Annotated in this window: 15 protein-coding genes; 7 read left to right on the top strand and 8 right to left on the bottom strand. The window is 37.0% G+C overall.

Annotated elements, in window-relative coordinates:
- Window positions 1-6: 6 nt before the first annotated feature.
- Window positions 7-477 carry an SPFH domain-containing protein gene (locus AC27H3_RS10230; protein ID WP_487105935.1) on the bottom strand — a complete coding sequence of 157 codons (471 nt, stop codon included), beginning with the start codon at window positions 475-477 and terminating at the stop codon, window positions 7-9.
- Window positions 478-589: 112 nt separating this feature from the next.
- Window positions 590-1,093, bottom strand: a complete 504-nt coding sequence (locus AC27H3_RS10225) for a hypothetical protein (RefSeq protein WP_487105933.1) — start codon at window positions 1,091-1,093, stop codon at window positions 590-592.
- Window positions 1,094-1,428: 335 nt separating this feature from the next.
- On the opposite strand from AC27H3_RS10225, the gene AC27H3_RS10220 reads away from it, so the two are divergent.
- From AC27H3_RS10220 to AC27H3_RS10205, 4 genes are all read left to right on the top strand, one after another.
- Window positions 1,429-1,956: a hypothetical protein gene (locus AC27H3_RS10220; protein ID WP_487105932.1), complete on the top strand. Its 528-nt coding sequence runs from the start codon at window positions 1,429-1,431 to the stop codon at window positions 1,954-1,956.
- Between the two features lie 96 nt (window positions 1,957-2,052).
- Window positions 2,053-2,472, top strand: coding sequence for a hypothetical protein (locus AC27H3_RS10215; RefSeq protein WP_487105930.1), 420 nt, complete (start codon window positions 2,053-2,055; stop codon window positions 2,470-2,472).
- Between the two features lie 357 nt (window positions 2,473-2,829).
- The gene (locus tag AC27H3_RS10210; protein WP_487105928.1) at window positions 2,830-4,650 is read left to right on the top strand and encodes an acyl-CoA dehydrogenase C-terminal domain-containing protein; all 1,821 of its coding nucleotides are present in this window, start codon (window positions 2,830-2,832) and stop codon (window positions 4,648-4,650) included.
- A gap of 159 nt (window positions 4,651-4,809) precedes the next feature.
- Window positions 4,810-5,202 carry a DUF1801 domain-containing protein gene (locus AC27H3_RS10205; protein ID WP_487105926.1) on the top strand — a complete coding sequence of 131 codons (393 nt, stop codon included), beginning with the start codon at window positions 4,810-4,812 and terminating at the stop codon, window positions 5,200-5,202.
- A gap of 47 nt (window positions 5,203-5,249) precedes the next feature.
- Here AC27H3_RS10205 and AC27H3_RS10200 read toward each other — a convergent pair whose 3' ends face one another.
- The 3 genes from AC27H3_RS10200 to fadE form a co-directional block, all read right to left on the bottom strand.
- Complete coding sequence (locus AC27H3_RS10200; RefSeq protein ID WP_487105924.1) at window positions 5,250-6,302, bottom strand: aldo/keto reductase; 1,053 nt, start codon at window positions 6,300-6,302, stop codon at window positions 5,250-5,252.
- Window positions 6,303-6,824: 522 nt separating this feature from the next.
- Window positions 6,825-8,462, bottom strand: a complete 1,638-nt coding sequence (ushA, locus tag AC27H3_RS10195; RefSeq protein WP_487105922.1) for a bifunctional UDP-sugar hydrolase/5'-nucleotidase UshA — start codon at window positions 8,460-8,462, stop codon at window positions 6,825-6,827.
- Window positions 8,463-8,997: 535 nt separating this feature from the next.
- On the bottom strand, window positions 8,998-11,415 hold the full coding sequence (gene fadE / locus AC27H3_RS10190; protein WP_487105920.1) for an acyl-CoA dehydrogenase FadE: 2,418 nt from the start codon (window positions 11,413-11,415) through the stop codon (window positions 8,998-9,000).
- Between the two features lie 330 nt (window positions 11,416-11,745).
- On the opposite strand from fadE, the gene AC27H3_RS10185 reads away from it, so the two are divergent.
- Window positions 11,746-12,534: a class II glutamine amidotransferase gene (locus tag AC27H3_RS10185; RefSeq protein WP_487105918.1), complete on the top strand. Its 789-nt coding sequence runs from the start codon at window positions 11,746-11,748 to the stop codon at window positions 12,532-12,534.
- Window positions 12,535-12,673: 139 nt separating this feature from the next.
- Here AC27H3_RS10185 and AC27H3_RS10180 read toward each other — a convergent pair whose 3' ends face one another.
- The 3 genes from AC27H3_RS10180 to purM are packed head-to-tail and all read right to left on the bottom strand — an operon-like array spanning window position 12,674 to window position 15,140.
- A complete protein-coding gene (locus tag AC27H3_RS10180; protein WP_487105916.1) occupies window positions 12,674-13,417 on the bottom strand; it encodes a DUF3108 domain-containing protein in 744 nt (247 codons plus the stop codon).
- Window positions 13,418-13,442: 25 nt separating this feature from the next.
- Window positions 13,443-14,087, bottom strand: a complete 645-nt coding sequence (gene purN / locus AC27H3_RS10175) for a phosphoribosylglycinamide formyltransferase (RefSeq protein WP_487105914.1) — start codon at window positions 14,085-14,087, stop codon at window positions 13,443-13,445.
- A 6-nt stretch (window positions 14,088-14,093) separates the two neighbouring features.
- Window positions 14,094-15,140 (bottom strand): phosphoribosylformylglycinamidine cyclo-ligase, encoded by a 1,047-nt coding sequence (gene purM / locus AC27H3_RS10170; RefSeq protein ID WP_487105912.1) that lies wholly within the window; start codon window positions 15,138-15,140, stop codon window positions 14,094-14,096.
- A gap of 141 nt (window positions 15,141-15,281) precedes the next feature.
- Between purM and AC27H3_RS10165 the strand changes: the two genes are divergently transcribed.
- A complete protein-coding gene (locus tag AC27H3_RS10165; protein WP_487105910.1) occupies window positions 15,282-16,403 on the top strand; it encodes a DUF2066 domain-containing protein in 1,122 nt (373 codons plus the stop codon).
- A complete protein-coding gene (hda, locus tag AC27H3_RS10160) occupies window positions 16,400-17,110 on the top strand; it encodes a DnaA regulatory inactivator Hda (RefSeq protein WP_487105908.1) in 711 nt (236 codons plus the stop codon). Before AC27H3_RS10165 ends, hda begins: the two co-directional genes overlap by 4 nt.
- The last annotated feature ends 86 nt before the right edge of the window (window positions 17,111-17,196 follow it).

Genomic DNA, 17,196 nt, shown 5'->3' with positions numbered 1-17,196 from the left:
TATTTATCAATCTTTAGCCTTGCCAGCTTCTAAAATAGGCATACCTGCTTCGGTAGGAATATAAATACGTTCACCATTACCTTCTTGAAGACCCTTAATCCAAATATAACGAAGGTAAGCCTCGTTATTTTTTAATGATTCGCCGATTATTCTGTTTGCCTCTGCAGCTGCTTTAGCAAGCTCAATATCAGCTTTTCCCTCTGCTTTAGCGCGAACGAGTTTGGCTTCACCTTCTGCTTGCGCTAAAGTAACTCTTGCTTTGGCTTGCATAAGTGCTGCTTGCTCACGCGCTTTAGCTTCTTCAATTAAAATTTGTTTGCTCCATTGCGCTTCTTTTAAAGACGCTTTCCCCTGCATTTCCATACTATAAACTTTGTATTTTGGCCATGCCCACAAAGCAATAGTAATAATCAAAACAAATAAAACGAATAAAAAAGCTAAACCACCAAGTGCAATTGCATTTCGATTTGGGTGCATGGAAATTCCTTAATGTTTATATCTAGTTTTGAGTAAATATTAATAACTTTACTTAGTATAATAAAGAGAAACTGACAAGTTTCACAATTTCTCTTTGAGTGTTTGCTAAAGGTTAAAACTGATAACCTACTTGAAAAAAGCCGCCATAGCTATCTTCGAAATCGGCATTAGTTGCATGAATAGAAAGGCCGAAAGTGGTACCTGGTTCATCTATACCGTTCATAAAATAGGTATAACTAACACCTGCGCCATATATATCACTGTCGTGTCTAAAAGATTCATCACGGGTTGAAGACGATGTGTAGCTAACGTATGACTCTGAACCTGTTAAGCTTACATAAAGGCCAAAACCATGCTTGTTAGAGTTAGTGTCAAACAAGTCGGTTTTAATCCAGCCTAGACCAAAACCGCAAGTACCTTTAGTGCTAGAGTTATACTCCACACAACCAGCAGAAATATATTTTAAATCGTTTTTAGACACTAATGAAAAATTTGTGCCTAAACCGGCGTACATAGCTCCTATACCAAGGCCAACAGAATAATTGTTATCTCGCATGCCATCTTCGGCAAAACAATTGAGGGATAAGAAGGGTAGGAGTAAAGCTAATTTTCTCAAGGTATATCCTTATATTTTAGAAATCCGATCAAATGCCAATATTGGTATTTGAATATAACTGCCCAAGAAGGACCTGAAAGCAATATACTAGAATATTCAGGTGAGGGCAAACCACCATTTTTCCTTTTTTTTACAGAATGTTATTAGATTATTTGGCGGCTCTCACTGCTCTGAAAATTTGGATTATTTAGCCGTTTTCTATTAGACAGTCTTTGATTTAAATCTTTCACAACTTATAATGCTAATTGGCAAATTAAGCGTTGCAATAATATTTATTCAAACAACCCGAAAAAACAAACACAATGTATCAATTATTTTTAAATTATTAGGTAAATATGACAGATAAAGAACTGATCAGTAAATTAACTACTTTAACAAACCATGAAGTGTTTTTTGGACCACAGGGTTTTAATAATGTAACCACTGTTGATGAATTGATTGAGGCGCAACTGGGTTTTGGTGTAAGTGAATTAGGGCAAGCAACAACTGAAGATAATTTAGCTAGCAAAGAAGCTGGATGTTGGCAAACTGCTTGGCAAGTTATTGCTCGAGATACTGAATTAGGCGACCCATACTTTGTTGATACGCGCGAAGACTTATTGCCTGTTTACACAGGTTTTTTAGCGGAGAATGGCTGGGAAGTAGAGCAAGTGGCCAAAAGTTTAGAGGCTTATGTAGCGTGTATTCAGCTTTTATTTGACCATGGTCAGCAAACACAAGCGCAGTTTTTCCCTGACGATTCTACTGTAACCGATGAAATTATATTGCAACAATTAAAGCAACAACTGATTGAAGTATCAGGTTGCCAACATTTTTGGCAACTATTTATGCAATGTTATCTTGATTGGCTTATTGAAGAGTAACTTTCGCTGATAGTTAGCTGTTGCGTAAAATCAATAAAGGCTGTATTTCATATGAGTAAATATCATTTTAAGTAACGGACTAAAAGGTATAAACAGATGAATGTAATGCTTATTCTTGCAGGCACTATGAGCTTAATCGCTGCTGCTCTTCATTTAGGTTGTATATATTTCGGCGCTAGTTGGTATCGGCTTTTTGGTGCTGGCGAACACATGGCATTAATGGCGGAGCAAGGTAGTATTAAACCGACTTTAATAACCTTAAGCATTACGTTCGTCTTGATGACTTGGTCGTTATATGCTTTTTCAGCCGCAGGTTCGATAATTAAATTACCCTTTATTCGCGTTATATTGATGTTGATTACTGCTATTTATATATTCCGCGGTGTGGCAGGATATTTTTTTATGAATAATCCGCTAGGGCGCACACCAGAATTCTGGATTTGGAGCTCAAGTATCTGTCTTATTATTGGCCTTGTGCACTTAATCGGATTAAAGCAGGTCTGGTCAACACTTTAAATCCTTAATACTAGCTTCACATTCATTCTATTCTGTACAGCTGTTAATAGACTATTCACTGCTTATTTAATTCCTATATATATTGATAAAACCGCAATTTTTTCTTAATAAGCAAAATTTTTCTAAACTATATTGCTAATTTAAACGCTTTATATATCGTTTTATTATAAAAATATCTATCAATATCACACAGCTAACTATATCTAACTAGCTGATTTTAATTGTTTATAATTTATTTTTGCACGTTGTTTAAGTAAAAATAAAAATAGTGGTTGGACCAGTGGGTGGATCTGTGTATACTCGATACAGTTATGCAGAAATGCAAAAAATTATTATTACAAGTGTTAGGAGTTAGCCATGCTAAGTTATAAAGCGCCAATTGCAGATATCAAATTTTTGTTCGAAGATGTATTTAATTATTATGAGCATTACCAAAAGCATCCAGAATTTGAAGAAGCAACACCCGATTTGGTTGATGCCATTATGGAAGAGTGTGCAAAATTTAGTGAAAATGAATTATTGCCACTTAACCAAAGTGGTGATGAAGAAGGCTGTACCTTTAACGATGGTGAAGTAACAACACCAAAAGGTTTTAAAGAAGCTTATCAAAAGTTTGTTGAAGGTGGTTGGCCTAGTTTACCTCATGCTGTTGAGCATGGTGGTCAAGGTTTACCTGCATCTCTTGGCATGGTTATGTCAGAAATGATGGGAACTGCTAACTGGTCTTGGGCTATGTACCCTGGATTAAGCCACGGCGCAATGAATACAATTCATACTCATGGTACAGCTGAACAAAAAGAATTATACCTTACGCGTTTAATTGAAGGTTCGTGGACGGGTACTATGTGTTTAACTGAGCCACAATGTGGTACTGATTTAGGCCAGGTGAAAACTAAAGCAGAGCCTAATGGTGACGGTACTTACAACCTTACAGGTACGAAAATATTTATCTCAGCCGGTGAGCATGATTTAACCGACAACATTATTCATATTGTACTTGCTAGATTGCCTGGTGCGCCAAAGGGTACTAAAGGTATTTCTCTATTTATCGTACCTAAAATGCAAACAGATGAACAAGGTAATATTGGCGAATTCAACCATGTATCTTGTGGCTCAATTGAGCACAAAATGGGTATTAAAGGTTCTGCAACAGCAGTACTGAACTTTGATAATGCTAAAGGTGTACTTATTGGCCCTGAAAATAAAGGTTTAGAATGTATGTTTACCTTTATGAACACAGCGCGTGTTGGTACAGCACTGCAAGGTGTTTGTGCAGCAGAATTAGCGTATCAAAACTCATTAATTTACGCGAAAGAGCGTATGTCTATGCGTTCTTTATCAGGTACTAAACAACCTGACAAAATAGCTGATTCAATTATTGTTCACCCAGACGTTCGTAAAATGCTAATGACCCAAAAGGCTATTAGTGAAGGCGGACGTGCAATGATCTATTACACGGCTAAATTGGTCGATGAAATAGAAAACGCGAAATCTGAAGAAGAGCGTAAAAAAGCGGATGATCGTTTAGGCTTTATTACCCCTATTTTAAAAGCATTTTTAACGGAGCTTGGCCAAGAAAGTGCTAACCACGGTTTACAAATTTTTGGTGGTCACGGTTTTATTAAAGAATGGGGTATGGAGCAAATCGTTCGTGATACTCGTATTTCAACGCTTTATGAAGGTACTACCGGTATTCAAGCACTTGATTTATTGGGGCGTAAAGTACTAATGACACGTGGTAAGTCTTTAAATGCTTTTGCTAAAGAAGTACTTATTTTTTGTAAAGACCAAAGTATGATCTCGAATAACCCGCATAAACGTCAAATGAACAAGTTTATTTGGCCGTTAAGTACTACGGTTGCGAAATGGCAACAATATACTATTCGTTTAGGCCTTAAAGCGAAAAAAGATCGCGATGTTATTGGTTCAGCTTCTGTCGACTTTTTAATGTATTCTGGCTATATCGTTATGGCTTATTTTTGGGCTCAAATGGCACAAGCTGCCTACGAAAAACTAGCTACAGATGTTGAAAACAGAGATTTTTACCGTGCAAAAATTAAAACGGCAGAGTTTTACTTTGAACGTTTATTACCACGAACTAAGTCTTTAGCTGTAACTATGATGGCAGACCCTAAAACCTTAATGCAGTTAGATGAAGAGTTATTGTCTTTCTTGTAATCGGGAATGGTTAATCAGTGACGATGTAAAATATTACATATAAACTGAAGCACAATATTTAAAGGCTGTATTTTATTTAAAATACAGCCTTTTTCGATCTATCACCCTACAACATAATTTTAGTTTATACTTTTGTTAATGAACCACTGAGGTGATCTTATGGATGAAATAGCGTTATTTCTTGCCAATATTACGAATAAAACTAAGCAAGATGATAGTCGACAATTGTTAGGTTTATTAGCCGATGTATCAGGTTATAAGCCCATTTTACAAGGCAGTATAATCGGCTTTGGGCAATATCATTATAAATATGAAAGTGGACGTGAGGGTGATAGTGTCGTTATAGCTTTTTCTCCTCGTGCACAAAATATTGTTATTTATATTATGCCAGGATTTACGCATTACCAAGCCCAATTAAAAGTACTTGGTAAGCATAAAGTGGGTAAGTCTTGTTTATATATAAATAAACTAGCGGATATTGATCTTGAAGTATTAAAGGAAATAGCCTTGTTATCGGTTAAAGAAATGCAAAGTAAATATAGCTGCTTTTGAAAAATCGAAGCAACTATTTATGTTAAAACTTTACTGTATACCTTTATCTAGAAGGGCATTGGAAACTGTTGTAATACCTGTTTAATCTCGTCAATTGCTTCTATTGGTAGAGGTTGCTTAAATGCTGCTATATTTTCTTTTAGCTGTTGCATATTAGTGGCACCAATAATGGTTGAAGATACACCGTTAACTTGATCACACCAGGCTAATGCTAAATGTGCCGGCGAAACATTATGTTTTTTAGCTATTTCGATATACGCGCTAATTGCAGCTTCCGCATTCGCTGTATCACGATAAAGTCCATGACGTTGAGTTAAGGTCCAACGACTACCTTCTGGGCGTTGACCATTTAAGTACTTGCCGGTAAGTGCGCCGGTTGCAAGTGGCGACCAAGGTAAGAAAGCTATGTCTTCATGCACACAGTTTTCGATCAAGTAAGGCGAGTCTTTCGTGTGTAATAAACTAAATTCATTTTGAATCGACACCATACGCGGTAAGTTATGCTCTGCGCTTAATTTTAGATATTGGTTTATGCCCCAAGGGGTATCATCAGAAAGCCCACAATAACGAATTTTACCCGCTTTAACGCAAGTAGCTAAGCCTTGTAAAATGTCTAACATCTCTGCTGTTTGTTGTTCAACATTAACATTGGTGTGAATAACATCATTTGGCCAATGGTTACCAAAGTGTGGCGATTGACGATTCGGCCAATGTAACTGATAAAGATCTATATAATCAGTTTGCAAACGCTTGAGTGATGCATCAACAGCTTTAATAACATTTGCCCCTGATATTTTACTCCCATCACGAATATAGGAAAAACCAGGACCCGCAATTTTAGACGCTAAAATAACTTTCTCTCTACGTGCAGGATCAGCAGCAAACCAGTTACCAATTATAGCTTCTGTTTTACCGTAGGTATCTTCAGTAGGCGGTACAGCGTACATTTCTGCGGTATCAATAAAATTAATACCTTGGGTAAGGGCATAATCGATTTGAGCGTTTGCATCTTGTTGATTATTTTGTAAACCCCAGGTCATACTGCCTAAGCAAATACGTGATACGTCTAATGAACTACTACCTAATCGAACATACTTCATGATTTAACCTTATAAAGACAAAATGGAGCGGTGTAATAACTTCATTTGAGTAGATAAACTCAGCTGAACATAATACCAGTTTAATTATTTATCTTGGTATAAACTGTTTATTCTTTTAAATAATTTAGCTCGCTTTGCTCAATCTTGGAATCAATATTTTTTATGAATTTATTTTACGCATGTGTTGCTAATTAAGAGAGATAATTTACCCGATTTTAGGCCGTTTCACAAAACATTGATGTAATTTGGGCAATATCTATCATCAAGACAACCCAATTGAATCTAGCGTAACTAGCTAATTACATTTAAGTTTGCCCTTTAAATATTTAAGACTTTACAAGTAATTGTCGGCGCTGAGTCATTCAAATTATTTGAAGAAGTGATAGTGTTGAAAACATTGTCAGCCCAAGTTATTACATTAACTTGTGAGGCAGGAGGTTAGCGCTCATTGCAGTTATTGAAATTTTTATTGCTAGGTGAATAATCAATAAAGTGTACCTGACCCTACTTAATACATCGCAACTAATGCGTGTTTGTCACTTCGTTATCAATGGTATAATCGGCTATGTTAAGTGGTGTATGTCTTTCAATATAGCTTTTAAGTGCTTCAGAGTCTGTTTTGTCGCTAGCGACATAAGCTGGAAAATCCGTCAGCGTTGGATATCCATCTCCTCCAGAGGCATTGTAGCCATTAATACTCATGCGATAGGTTTTATTTAACTGAATAGGGTTACCTTTGATCTTAACATTAAATATTTGGCCATTTTTCCAATCAAAGTTGATATTTTTATATTGTAAATAGGCGCCAGAATCTGGTGGGAATTTAGCTACAACAGAAAAATAATCTACTATTTGCTGACCACTCAAGTCAATGTAACTAATACGATTATTAAATGGGTGCACTTTTAAAATATCTTTATAGCTAATATCACCTGCTTGAATACTATCGCGAATTCCTCCGCCACTAATAATACCAAAATCAGCCTCTACCACACTCATTTGTGCGCTAATAATTAAACTAGCAAGGTTGACTTGTTGCATACGCACCTTGCTTCGATCGCCTTCAAGCTTGCCGTTGACATAACCTACTTTACCTAAAATTTGTTTTTCACCTCGTTGTTGATAAGGTAATAACAATGCTTTTAACGCTTGGTTGGGTTCAATATATTCATTAGCAAGCTGCTTCAAACGTGCACCGTCACTGTCTTGTTTATATAAATTAACCGGTAACAAGGCATAGTTAAGTAAAGTGAGTTGGCCATCTTCTAGTTTAAACTCAGCTTTACCGACATATTTTCCCCATTCATGTGCTTGCATGATCCAAGTACCATTTTGATGATCTGGACGGCATTTTTTACCTGGTGAAAACGTTTCATCTACCTTGTTTTCTGCTGCCATACAAACAGGCTCCTGACTATGTCCTCCTACAACAATATCTAATGCTCCTTTAGGTAGCGAACGAGCAAGCGTAATATCACCAGCGGCGTTTACGCCATGCTTAGCATCTGCATAATGTCCCATATGCGTTACCGCAATCGTTATATCAGGTTGATATTTTTGTTGTACTTCTAACAATAAAGAGGCAGCAATAGCTTCTGGCTTTTTAAATACTAAGCCACCCACATATTTTGGATTAGCAATTTTTGCGGTATCGGTTGTTGTGAAACCGATAACGGCTATAGTTAAGTTATTTTTCTTTATTATTGTATATGGCTGATAACGAGGCGTGTTGGTTAATTTGTCAAAAATGTTAGCGGATAAAAAAGGGAAGTTTGCCCACGATTGTTGTCTATCAAGTACTTCAAGTGAGTTATCAAATTCGTGGTTGCCAATAGCCATGGCGTCATAACCTATTTCAGACATGCCTTTAAAGTCAGGCTCTGCGAACTGTAAATCAGACTCTGGTACGCCTGTATTTATATCTCCACCAGAAAGTAATAATAATGAATGGCCTTTTGCTTTTGCTTCGACACGTATTTGATCAATCAATGTTTTACGTGCTGCCATGCCATATTCACCATGTTTATTGTGCCAAAATCGACCATGATTATCGTTAGTATGAAGTACAGTTAAATAGCTTACTTCTGTTTCTGTTTCTTTCTGGGATTGGCTACATGCAGAAAGACAAACGAGTAGCAGTGATGAAATTAAAATACGCATAGTTCAACTTATTTTGGCTAGTGCATGTTAAGGAAAAGTGTAGTTGGTTAAAGTGTTGAGCAATAAGTGCTGTGTAAAAACAAACAGTCAATCAACACTCAAACCAACGTTATTTTATTATGAATAGTATAAATTATCAAAATGAAATTAAACTTGATTTCTATACCGAAAGAACACGTCTTTTTGGTATTAATAAAGGTAGGGCAAAACCATCTAAATGCTAAATACAGCTTTCCTAAAATTATTATGATTTATCAAAAAATCATAATAAGTCTAAATGATATCAAATGGTCAAAACAATGCTATGAAGTTCGAATGTATTGGGGGATATGTCCGTTCAATTAGTTAGTAACTTTATCAAGGTCAGTGAAGGAAATTATTAACTATTTCAGAGTCTATATTTATTAGGCTTTGCCGTTATTATTTTGTATTAGATAAGTCATTAACAAAATGAGTTAAAGCAGCGAATTAAAAAGCCCATTAATACACGCGGCAGTAATGGGCTTTAAATTTGTCAACAATAGTTAATTGTTGTTTATTTACCTGCTTTTAAATAGTCAGAGTCAAAATCATCAACATCAATAGTCGCTTTACGTGCTACTTCAGTTTTTGTTAATAAGTCAGCTTCTTCTTGAGTAATAATATTGGCAGCTAGGCCTTTTTCTGCTACTAAATCAAGATGATAAAATGGTAATCGTTGACCTAATTCACGACAAACTTTGTCAAAAATAGGTTCACAAGCAATAATATCTTCTAGTGTTTGTTCTAACTCGCCTAAAACGTTTCCTGTTTCGCGTGTTAGGTATTGACCATGTCCTAAACGTGTACGTGTTTCATTTGGGTACTGCAATAAAGCAGCTACTTTATGATCCGTAACGTCAGATGGTTTTTTCAACCAGCTACCTAGCGGTAAAATGATCATACGTAACATTTTAGCTACAATACGGTTAGGGAAGTTACTAATAAGCTCATCAATTGCTTGTTGAATATTATATAAGCTATCTTCAAGCGCCCACTGCACTAGTGGTAAATCAGCACTTTGACGTCCTTCATCGTTATAACGCTTAAGTGTTGCAGATGCTAAGTATAAGTAACTAAGAATATCACCTAATCTTGCTGAAATACGCTCACGACGTTTTAAATCACCACCAAGAGTTAACATGGCAATATCAGAAAGCATGGCTAAATTTGAGCTAAAACGAGTCATTAATTGGTAGTAACGTTTTGTTTCATCATTGTATGGCGAGCTTAATGCATAGCTACCGGTAAATGAGAACCAAACACTACGGCAAATGTTACTAATAGCAAAACCGATATGGCCGAATAACGCATGATCAAAATCATTAAGTGCTTGGTCATTATCTTTATTGTTAGCGGCAGATAACTCAGCTAAAACATAAGGATGACAACGAATTGCACCTTGACCGTAGATAATCATGCTACGTGTTAAAATGTTAGCGCCTTCTACAGTAATGGCAACTGGAGCACCTTGATAAGAACGAGCCAAGTAATTTCCTGGGCCCATACAAATGCCTTTACCACCATGAATATCCATAGCATCAGCAACACAAGAACGCATCTTTTCAGTTAAATGATATTTTGCAATTGCCGAGATCACACTTGGCTTTTCGCCCATATCAATAGCGCCTGTCGACATTGTCGTTACGGCATCCATTAAATAAGCATTACCGCCAATTCGAGCCAGTGCTTCTTCAACACCTTCCATTTTGCCGATTGAAATTTTAAATTGACGACGAATACGGCTATAAGCACCCGTTGCTAGCGCAAGTGATTTAATACCACCGGTACTGTTAGAGGGGAGAGTAATCGCACGGCCAACAGATAAACATTCAACTAGCATACGCCACCCTTGGCCAGCCATTTCAGGGCCACCAATGATGAAACTTAATGGAACGAAAACGCCATCACCTTGAGTTGGACCATTTTGAAATGGTACGTTAAGTGGGAAGTGACGACGACCTGTAATAACACCTTCAAGATCTGTAGGTATCAACGCACAAGTTATACCTAAGTCTTCTTCACCTAGCAAGTGATCAGGGTCTTGTAATTTAAATGCCAAACCAAGAACAGTGGCAACAGGAGCCAAAGTTATGTAACGTTTATTCCATGTTAAGCGCATACCTAGCACTTCTTCACCATTAAACTCACCACGACAAACAACGCCGAAATCAGGAATAGCACCAGCATCTGAGCCAGCTTCAGGGCTAGTTAAAGCAAAACATGGAATTTCATCACCTTTAACTAGACGAGGTAAATAATAATCTTGTTGTTCTTTAGTGCCGTAATGTTGTAATAATTCGCCAGGACCAAGTGAGTTTGGTACACCGACCGTTGAAGCAAGCACAGTGCTAACACTAGAAAGCTTTTGTAGCACACGAGATTGTGCATAAGCACAAAATTCAAGACCGCCGTACTGCTTTTTGATGATCATGGCGAAGAATTTATTATCTTTTAAATATTGCCATACTTCAGGTGTTAAGTCGGCAAGCTCATGTGTGGTTTCCCAATCGTCTGTCATGCGACAAACTTCTTCTACTGGGCCATCTAAAAACGCTTGCTCTTCAGGGGTTAGTCGAGGCTTAGGGTAATTATGTAGCTTTTTCCAATCAGGAGTGCCGCGAAATAATTCAGCTTCAAACCAAGTTGTACCTGCATCAATAGCTTCTTGTTCAGTGTCTGACATTTCGGGCATAATGCCGCGAAACATTGCAAGTAACGGGCTAGATATATATTGCTTTCGAATATCGCTAATATTTAGCGGTATGGCAATAATAACGAAAAGTAACCAACCGAAGAAACCGATAACACCGAAAAAAGTGCCAACAATCATCAGTAAAGCGAATGACATAGTAAAAGTTGATAGTGAGGCGCGTGAATAAGCCATATACCCGCATAATGCTATAGCAATGAGTATCCAAGTTAAGTAGTCCACATTTATTCCTTAGTGTAAAATTTAGGTTTAACGCTATCTTAAAAATACTATACGAAAGAAAGGTCAGACCAGATCAATTATTTAAGCTTAATTCGTCTGTCACATAATTTCAAATTATTTATAGTTACTTAGCTGCTTTATCTCCAAATATTGGTAACATTGACTCAAAACACGATTATTGTGCGCTTAGCTCAACGTAAAATACATCAGTATTATTTATTATAGTTAATAAAAAACAATACTGTTTAGCGTAATTATGAGGAATAATGTCGTTATTGTCATGGTGTACTTTTTAGGTTTTACCTTTGTTTATTTATTTGGTTTTATATTATGTGTGAATTACTGGCTATGAGTGCCAACGTACCAACAGATATTTGCTTTAGTTTTAGTGGCTTAATGCAGAGAGGTGGTAATACCGGACCACATAAAGATGGATGGGGCATTACCTTTTACGAAGGTAAAGGCTGCAGGAGCTTTAAAGATCCTTTACCTTCAGCGCATTCACCTATCGCTGAGTTGGTAACTAACTATCCAATAAAAAGCGAAACCGTGATTTGTCATATTCGACAAGCCAATTCTGGTGATGTTTCTTTAGTTAATACCCATCCTTTTATTCGTCCTATGTGGGGAAAAAATTGGACTTACGCTCACAATGGCCAGTTAGCGGATTATAAAGCTCAATTAACCACTAAATATCATTTACCCATTGGTGAGACTGACAGTGAACAAGCATTTTGTTGGATATTAGATCAACTGCTGAAAAAATTTGATGGTGAAGAGCCTAACACCGAAGTGATGTTTCACTATATTATTAGCCTTTGTCAGCAAATACATAAATTAGGTGTGTTTAATTTATTATTAACCGACGGTGACTTTTTATTGGTTTACTGCAGTAATAATTTACATTGGTTAACACGTAGGGCACCTTTTGGTAATGCAAGTTTAATAGATGCAGAAATGGTGGTGAACTTTGATCATGAAACTACAGACAATGACATTGTTACTGTAATTGCTACACAACCTTTAACCGGCGATGAAACCTGGCAAAGAATGTATGCTGGTGAAGGGCTATTGTTTTGCAAAGGGGAATTAATGTTTCAAACTAAGCAGGAAGACTAAGCAGAGTGACTAAACAGGTAGAGTATGCAGAATGAGTAATAGGCTAAATATAGAATCAAGAAAATTAAGATAAAAACTTTAGTTTTAAACGTTAAGGTAAGCGAAATAAACTGTCGCTTACCTTTGTCTCTTATTCAAACTACTTGATAGTTGGTGCATTATCGTTAGCAACAGATTTTAATTGTGCTTCGAATTGTTCTACATCACCTTTAGTTTGATTCAGTTTTACCAACAAGTAATTTAACTCAGGTGCAAACCAAGCATAAGTAACCCGTTTTTTCTCAACAACTTCACGCTTCAACCTAATGGTTTTCACCAAGCCATAGGGCAACATCAACTCTTCTTCACCGTCATATTGGTAAACATAGTTTTTTATAGTGCCCGATGTTTTAATAACAGGGTAAACAAAATGCTCTTGTTTAGCGTTATCAATCAAATTAAGACGATGCTGTAAATGGTAACTAAGCGGGTCTTGAATATTTTCAGGATATTCAACATTTTTATTACGCTTTTTAATTTCATCAACAGCAAGGTTGTTTTCAATGTCGAAACGCCATTTATAATGTTTATCTGAGCCAGTGCCTTCACGAACATATTCAAAACTTTGCGGAATAACTTTATTTCCTTCAAGTTTAACAATTGACGTTTCATCACGGGCATCAGAAAAAATTAACCACTCAATATTGGTATGATAACTGTATTTTGCCAGACCATTATCGAGATAACTCAATTTACGTGTTGCTTCACCAACCGACTTATCGTTGTTCAAAATAACATATTTTGCACTAAACGCCGGTATCACTTTGCTTGCTGCTTTATCTTCTGCCAAGACATTACATGTAATACAAGATAAAAATAAAGGTATATAAGCTAATGATTTCAAAATGGTAAACTCTCTAGGTTAAATGCTACTCTTCACTAGCATAACCTGAAACAGGTAAGATTACACCATCAAATAATGCCTGATCTTGAGCCATAGTAACGCGCTTAGTACAGCACCAGTTTACCACCATAGGATAAATTCGATGCTCCTGTTGATGAACTCTTTGCGCTAATTCATCGGCGGTATCTTCTGGAAATACAGGAACCTTTGCTTGCAAAATTACTGGGCCACCATCCAGCTCTTCAGTAACAAAGTGCACGCTAACACCATGCTCTTTATCACCGGCGTCAATAGCACGTTGATGTGTATGCAAACCTTGATATTTAGGAAGTAGAGAAGGGTGTATGTTGATTAATCGACCTTGAAATTTTTGCACAAATTTAGGCGTTAAAATACGCATAAAGCCAGCAAGAACAACGAGGTCAGGTTGGTAATGGTTAATTTCACTTATCAGCGCAGTATCGTAGTCTTCTCGACTATCAAAGTCTTTATGTGAAAGCACAGCGGTTGCAATGTTGGCATCTTGTGCTCGAGTTAACCCATAAACGTCAGCTTTGTTAGAAACTACAGCGACTATTTCGCCGCCGTAGTTTTCTTGCTTACTGGCATCAATAATTGCCTGTAAGTTAGTGCCGCCGCCAGAAATTAGTACTACAATTCGGCTTCGCATTAATGATTAACCTTTGTTAATAATAACTTGTTCTTGATCTGCTTGTAAGTCAGCAATTGCACCTATGTGCCAAGCATTTTCGCCTTGAGCACTAAGAATTTCAATGCTTTTTTCTACTTCGTCAGCAGGCACAACAATGATCATACCAACACCACAGTTAAATGTGCGGTACATTTCATGTTCGCTGATGTTGCCGTTTTCTTGTAACCAGTTAAAGATTGAAGGCCACTGCCAGCTGTTACCGTCAATAATTGCTTGTGCACTTTCTGGTAAAACACGTGGAATGTTCTCCCAAAATCCGCCACCCGTAATATGTGACAATGCATGTACATCAACATGCTTAAGTAATTCTAAAACAGATTTAACATAAATTTTTGTTGGCGCTAATAAATGCTCTGCTAATGGTTTACCGTCAAGCAAGTCATTAGTATTGGTGTTATTTACTTCTAACACTTTACGCACTAAAGAATAACCGTTTGAATGAGCACCAGAAGAACCCAATGCTATTAGTTGATCGCCAGCAGCAACTTTAGTGCCGTCTAATAAACGAGACTTTTCAGCTACACCAACACAAAAGCCAGCAATATCGTAATCGCCTTTGTGATACATGCCTGGCATTTCAGCGGTTTCACCACCAACAAGCGCACAGCCTGCTTGTACACAACCTTCAGCAATACCTTCAACAACAGCTGAAGCTACAGCTACGTCAAGTTTAGCTGTAGCATAATAATCGAGGAAAAATAGCGGTTCAGCACCTTGTACAATTAGGTCATTAACACACATGGCAACTAAGTCGATACCTACAGTGTCATGTTTTTCTAGATCGATAGCTAAACGCAACTTAGTACCTACGCCATCAGTACCAGCAACAAGTACAGGTTCTTTATAGCCAGTAGGAAGTTGACAGACAGAACCAAAACCACCTAGCCCTCCCATAACTTCTGGACGAGTAGTGCGTTTTACTGCACCTTTAATATTTTCAACTAGGGCATTACCTGCATCTATATCTACGCCAGCATCTTTATAACTTAAAGACTGTTTTTCTTCGCTCACGGGAAACCTCAATTATGTTGTTAGTTTACTTGTACGATAAAGGCGCACATTCTATCAGCGCAAAGACCCGCTGAAAATCTTTAAAATAAATTATTTTTTATATGTGATAAAAATCAGTAACATTATGGTAAGATCTTCATTATGAAACACATGCTTAAGCCATATATGTTCAGAAATTGTCTACTTTTCTTTTGCTTTGTATTACCGCTTAATATTAGCGCTATCGAAGTTGAAAATTTGTACAGCGCAAAAGTTGCTGTAACGTCACAATCGAATGACGATCGTAACCAAGCACTTAAAAGTGCCTTGAGTGCTATATTAGTGAAAGTTGGTGGGAAAAAAATTGACCATCCGCTAATTAATCAAGCGCAAAAAAATTACAATAAATATGTCACTCAATATCAATATATACGTGACAACAATAACAATGTATTGCTTAATGTCTCATTTGATGAAGACAAAATAAATCAACTCTTTAAAGACAGTGACCTAGCTATTTGGGGGCGATTAAGACCTCAGGTTATGCTTTGGTTGGTTGAAGAAAATGGCTTCGAACGAAAAATAGTTTCTTCAACGTCAAACTCTTTGTTGCCTGCCGTAATTGACAACTTTTCTCAGTTACGCGGTTTACCTGTTGTAATGCCTATTATGGATTTAACCGATGTTACTGCTTTAACACTCACCGATGTTTGGGGGCGTTTTTCTCAACCCGTTGCACAAGCTTCTGCACGATATTCAGCAGAGGCCGTGGTCGTGATCAGGCTATCTAATTCGAGTTTAGTGCCAACTCCAGAAGATCCACAAGCTTGTCCGCTTTGTCAAAATCACAGTTTAATTGTTGATTGGAGCTTAATGACAGATGCAGAAAGTGAGCATGCACAAGTATTTAGTCAGCCATACTCTGGAGATAATGCTGAAGAATTATTAACGACGGCATTGTCAGACATTACTGATATTATTTATCAACAATATGCGCTTTCTACAACCAACAGTAATGAGTTTGAAATAGATGTGGCAAATATCGCAACTTTAGCAGACTTAATTGCTGTGTCAGACTTCTTAGCTGATTTATCGGCTGTGCAGTCAGTGCAATTGATCAGTGCAAAGGCAACCAATAGACGTTTTAAGCTCGCTTTAATTGGCTCAAAACAAGCTTTACTCGCCTCATTAAAGCTAAGCGAACAGCTAAATCGCTATATAGACCCATTAGCTGCACCTGAAAATAGCGAGCAAATACCAATGTTTTATTGGGGTGAAAAGTGAAAAAAGTATCGCAATTAACGCTATCGGTACAATTACCCGACGATGAAACTTTCGAGAGCTTTAAAAGCCAAAGCAACCAAATGGTTGTGCAACAACTAACCCACTTTCTTGATCAAATAACTAAAAGCAACAAACAAGTACACAGTATGTATTTATTTGGCTTATCTGGCGTTGGAAAAAGCCACTTGCTACATGCTAGTTGCGCCTATGCTGACACGTTAGGCATTACCTCATTATGCTTGTCTTTTTCTGAGCTCACACAGCTTTCGGTTGATGTGTTAGATGGCTTAGAGAATATAGATTTAGTTTGTTTAGATGATATTCAATTGATTGCTGGCAATAAAAAATGGCAACAAGGCGTATTTGATTTATATAACCGTATGGTTGAACAAAATAAATGTTTGATTATTACCGGTGATCAAAGTGTAACGAACTTAAATATTAGCTTGCCTGATTTAGTTTCTAGACTGAGTTGGGGCTTAACGGAACAAGTAAAACCATTATCCGATGAAGAAAAGTCTTTTTCATTGCAATACAGAGCGCAGCAAAGAGGGTTGTATATAAGTGATGAGGTGGCTAGCTTTTTAATTAATCGATTATCTCGAGATATGACCAGCTTAATTGCCGCGTTAGAACAACTTGATCAAGCCTCTATAAGAGACCAGCGCCGAATTACTATTCCTTTCATTAAAGATGTTTTGTTTTAATGCCTCAATTTATAAGCCGTTTATAAAGCTTATAGCTAGAGAGCACATTAACATCATTTAGTTCTTTTATTATTTTTTATAAGCAA

The sequence above is a fragment of the Colwellia sp. NW0002-52-1 genome (assembly GCF_057550865.1).
The sequence above is the reverse complement of the archived record's forward strand: the minus strand, read 5'-3'. Positions and strand labels throughout refer to the sequence as shown.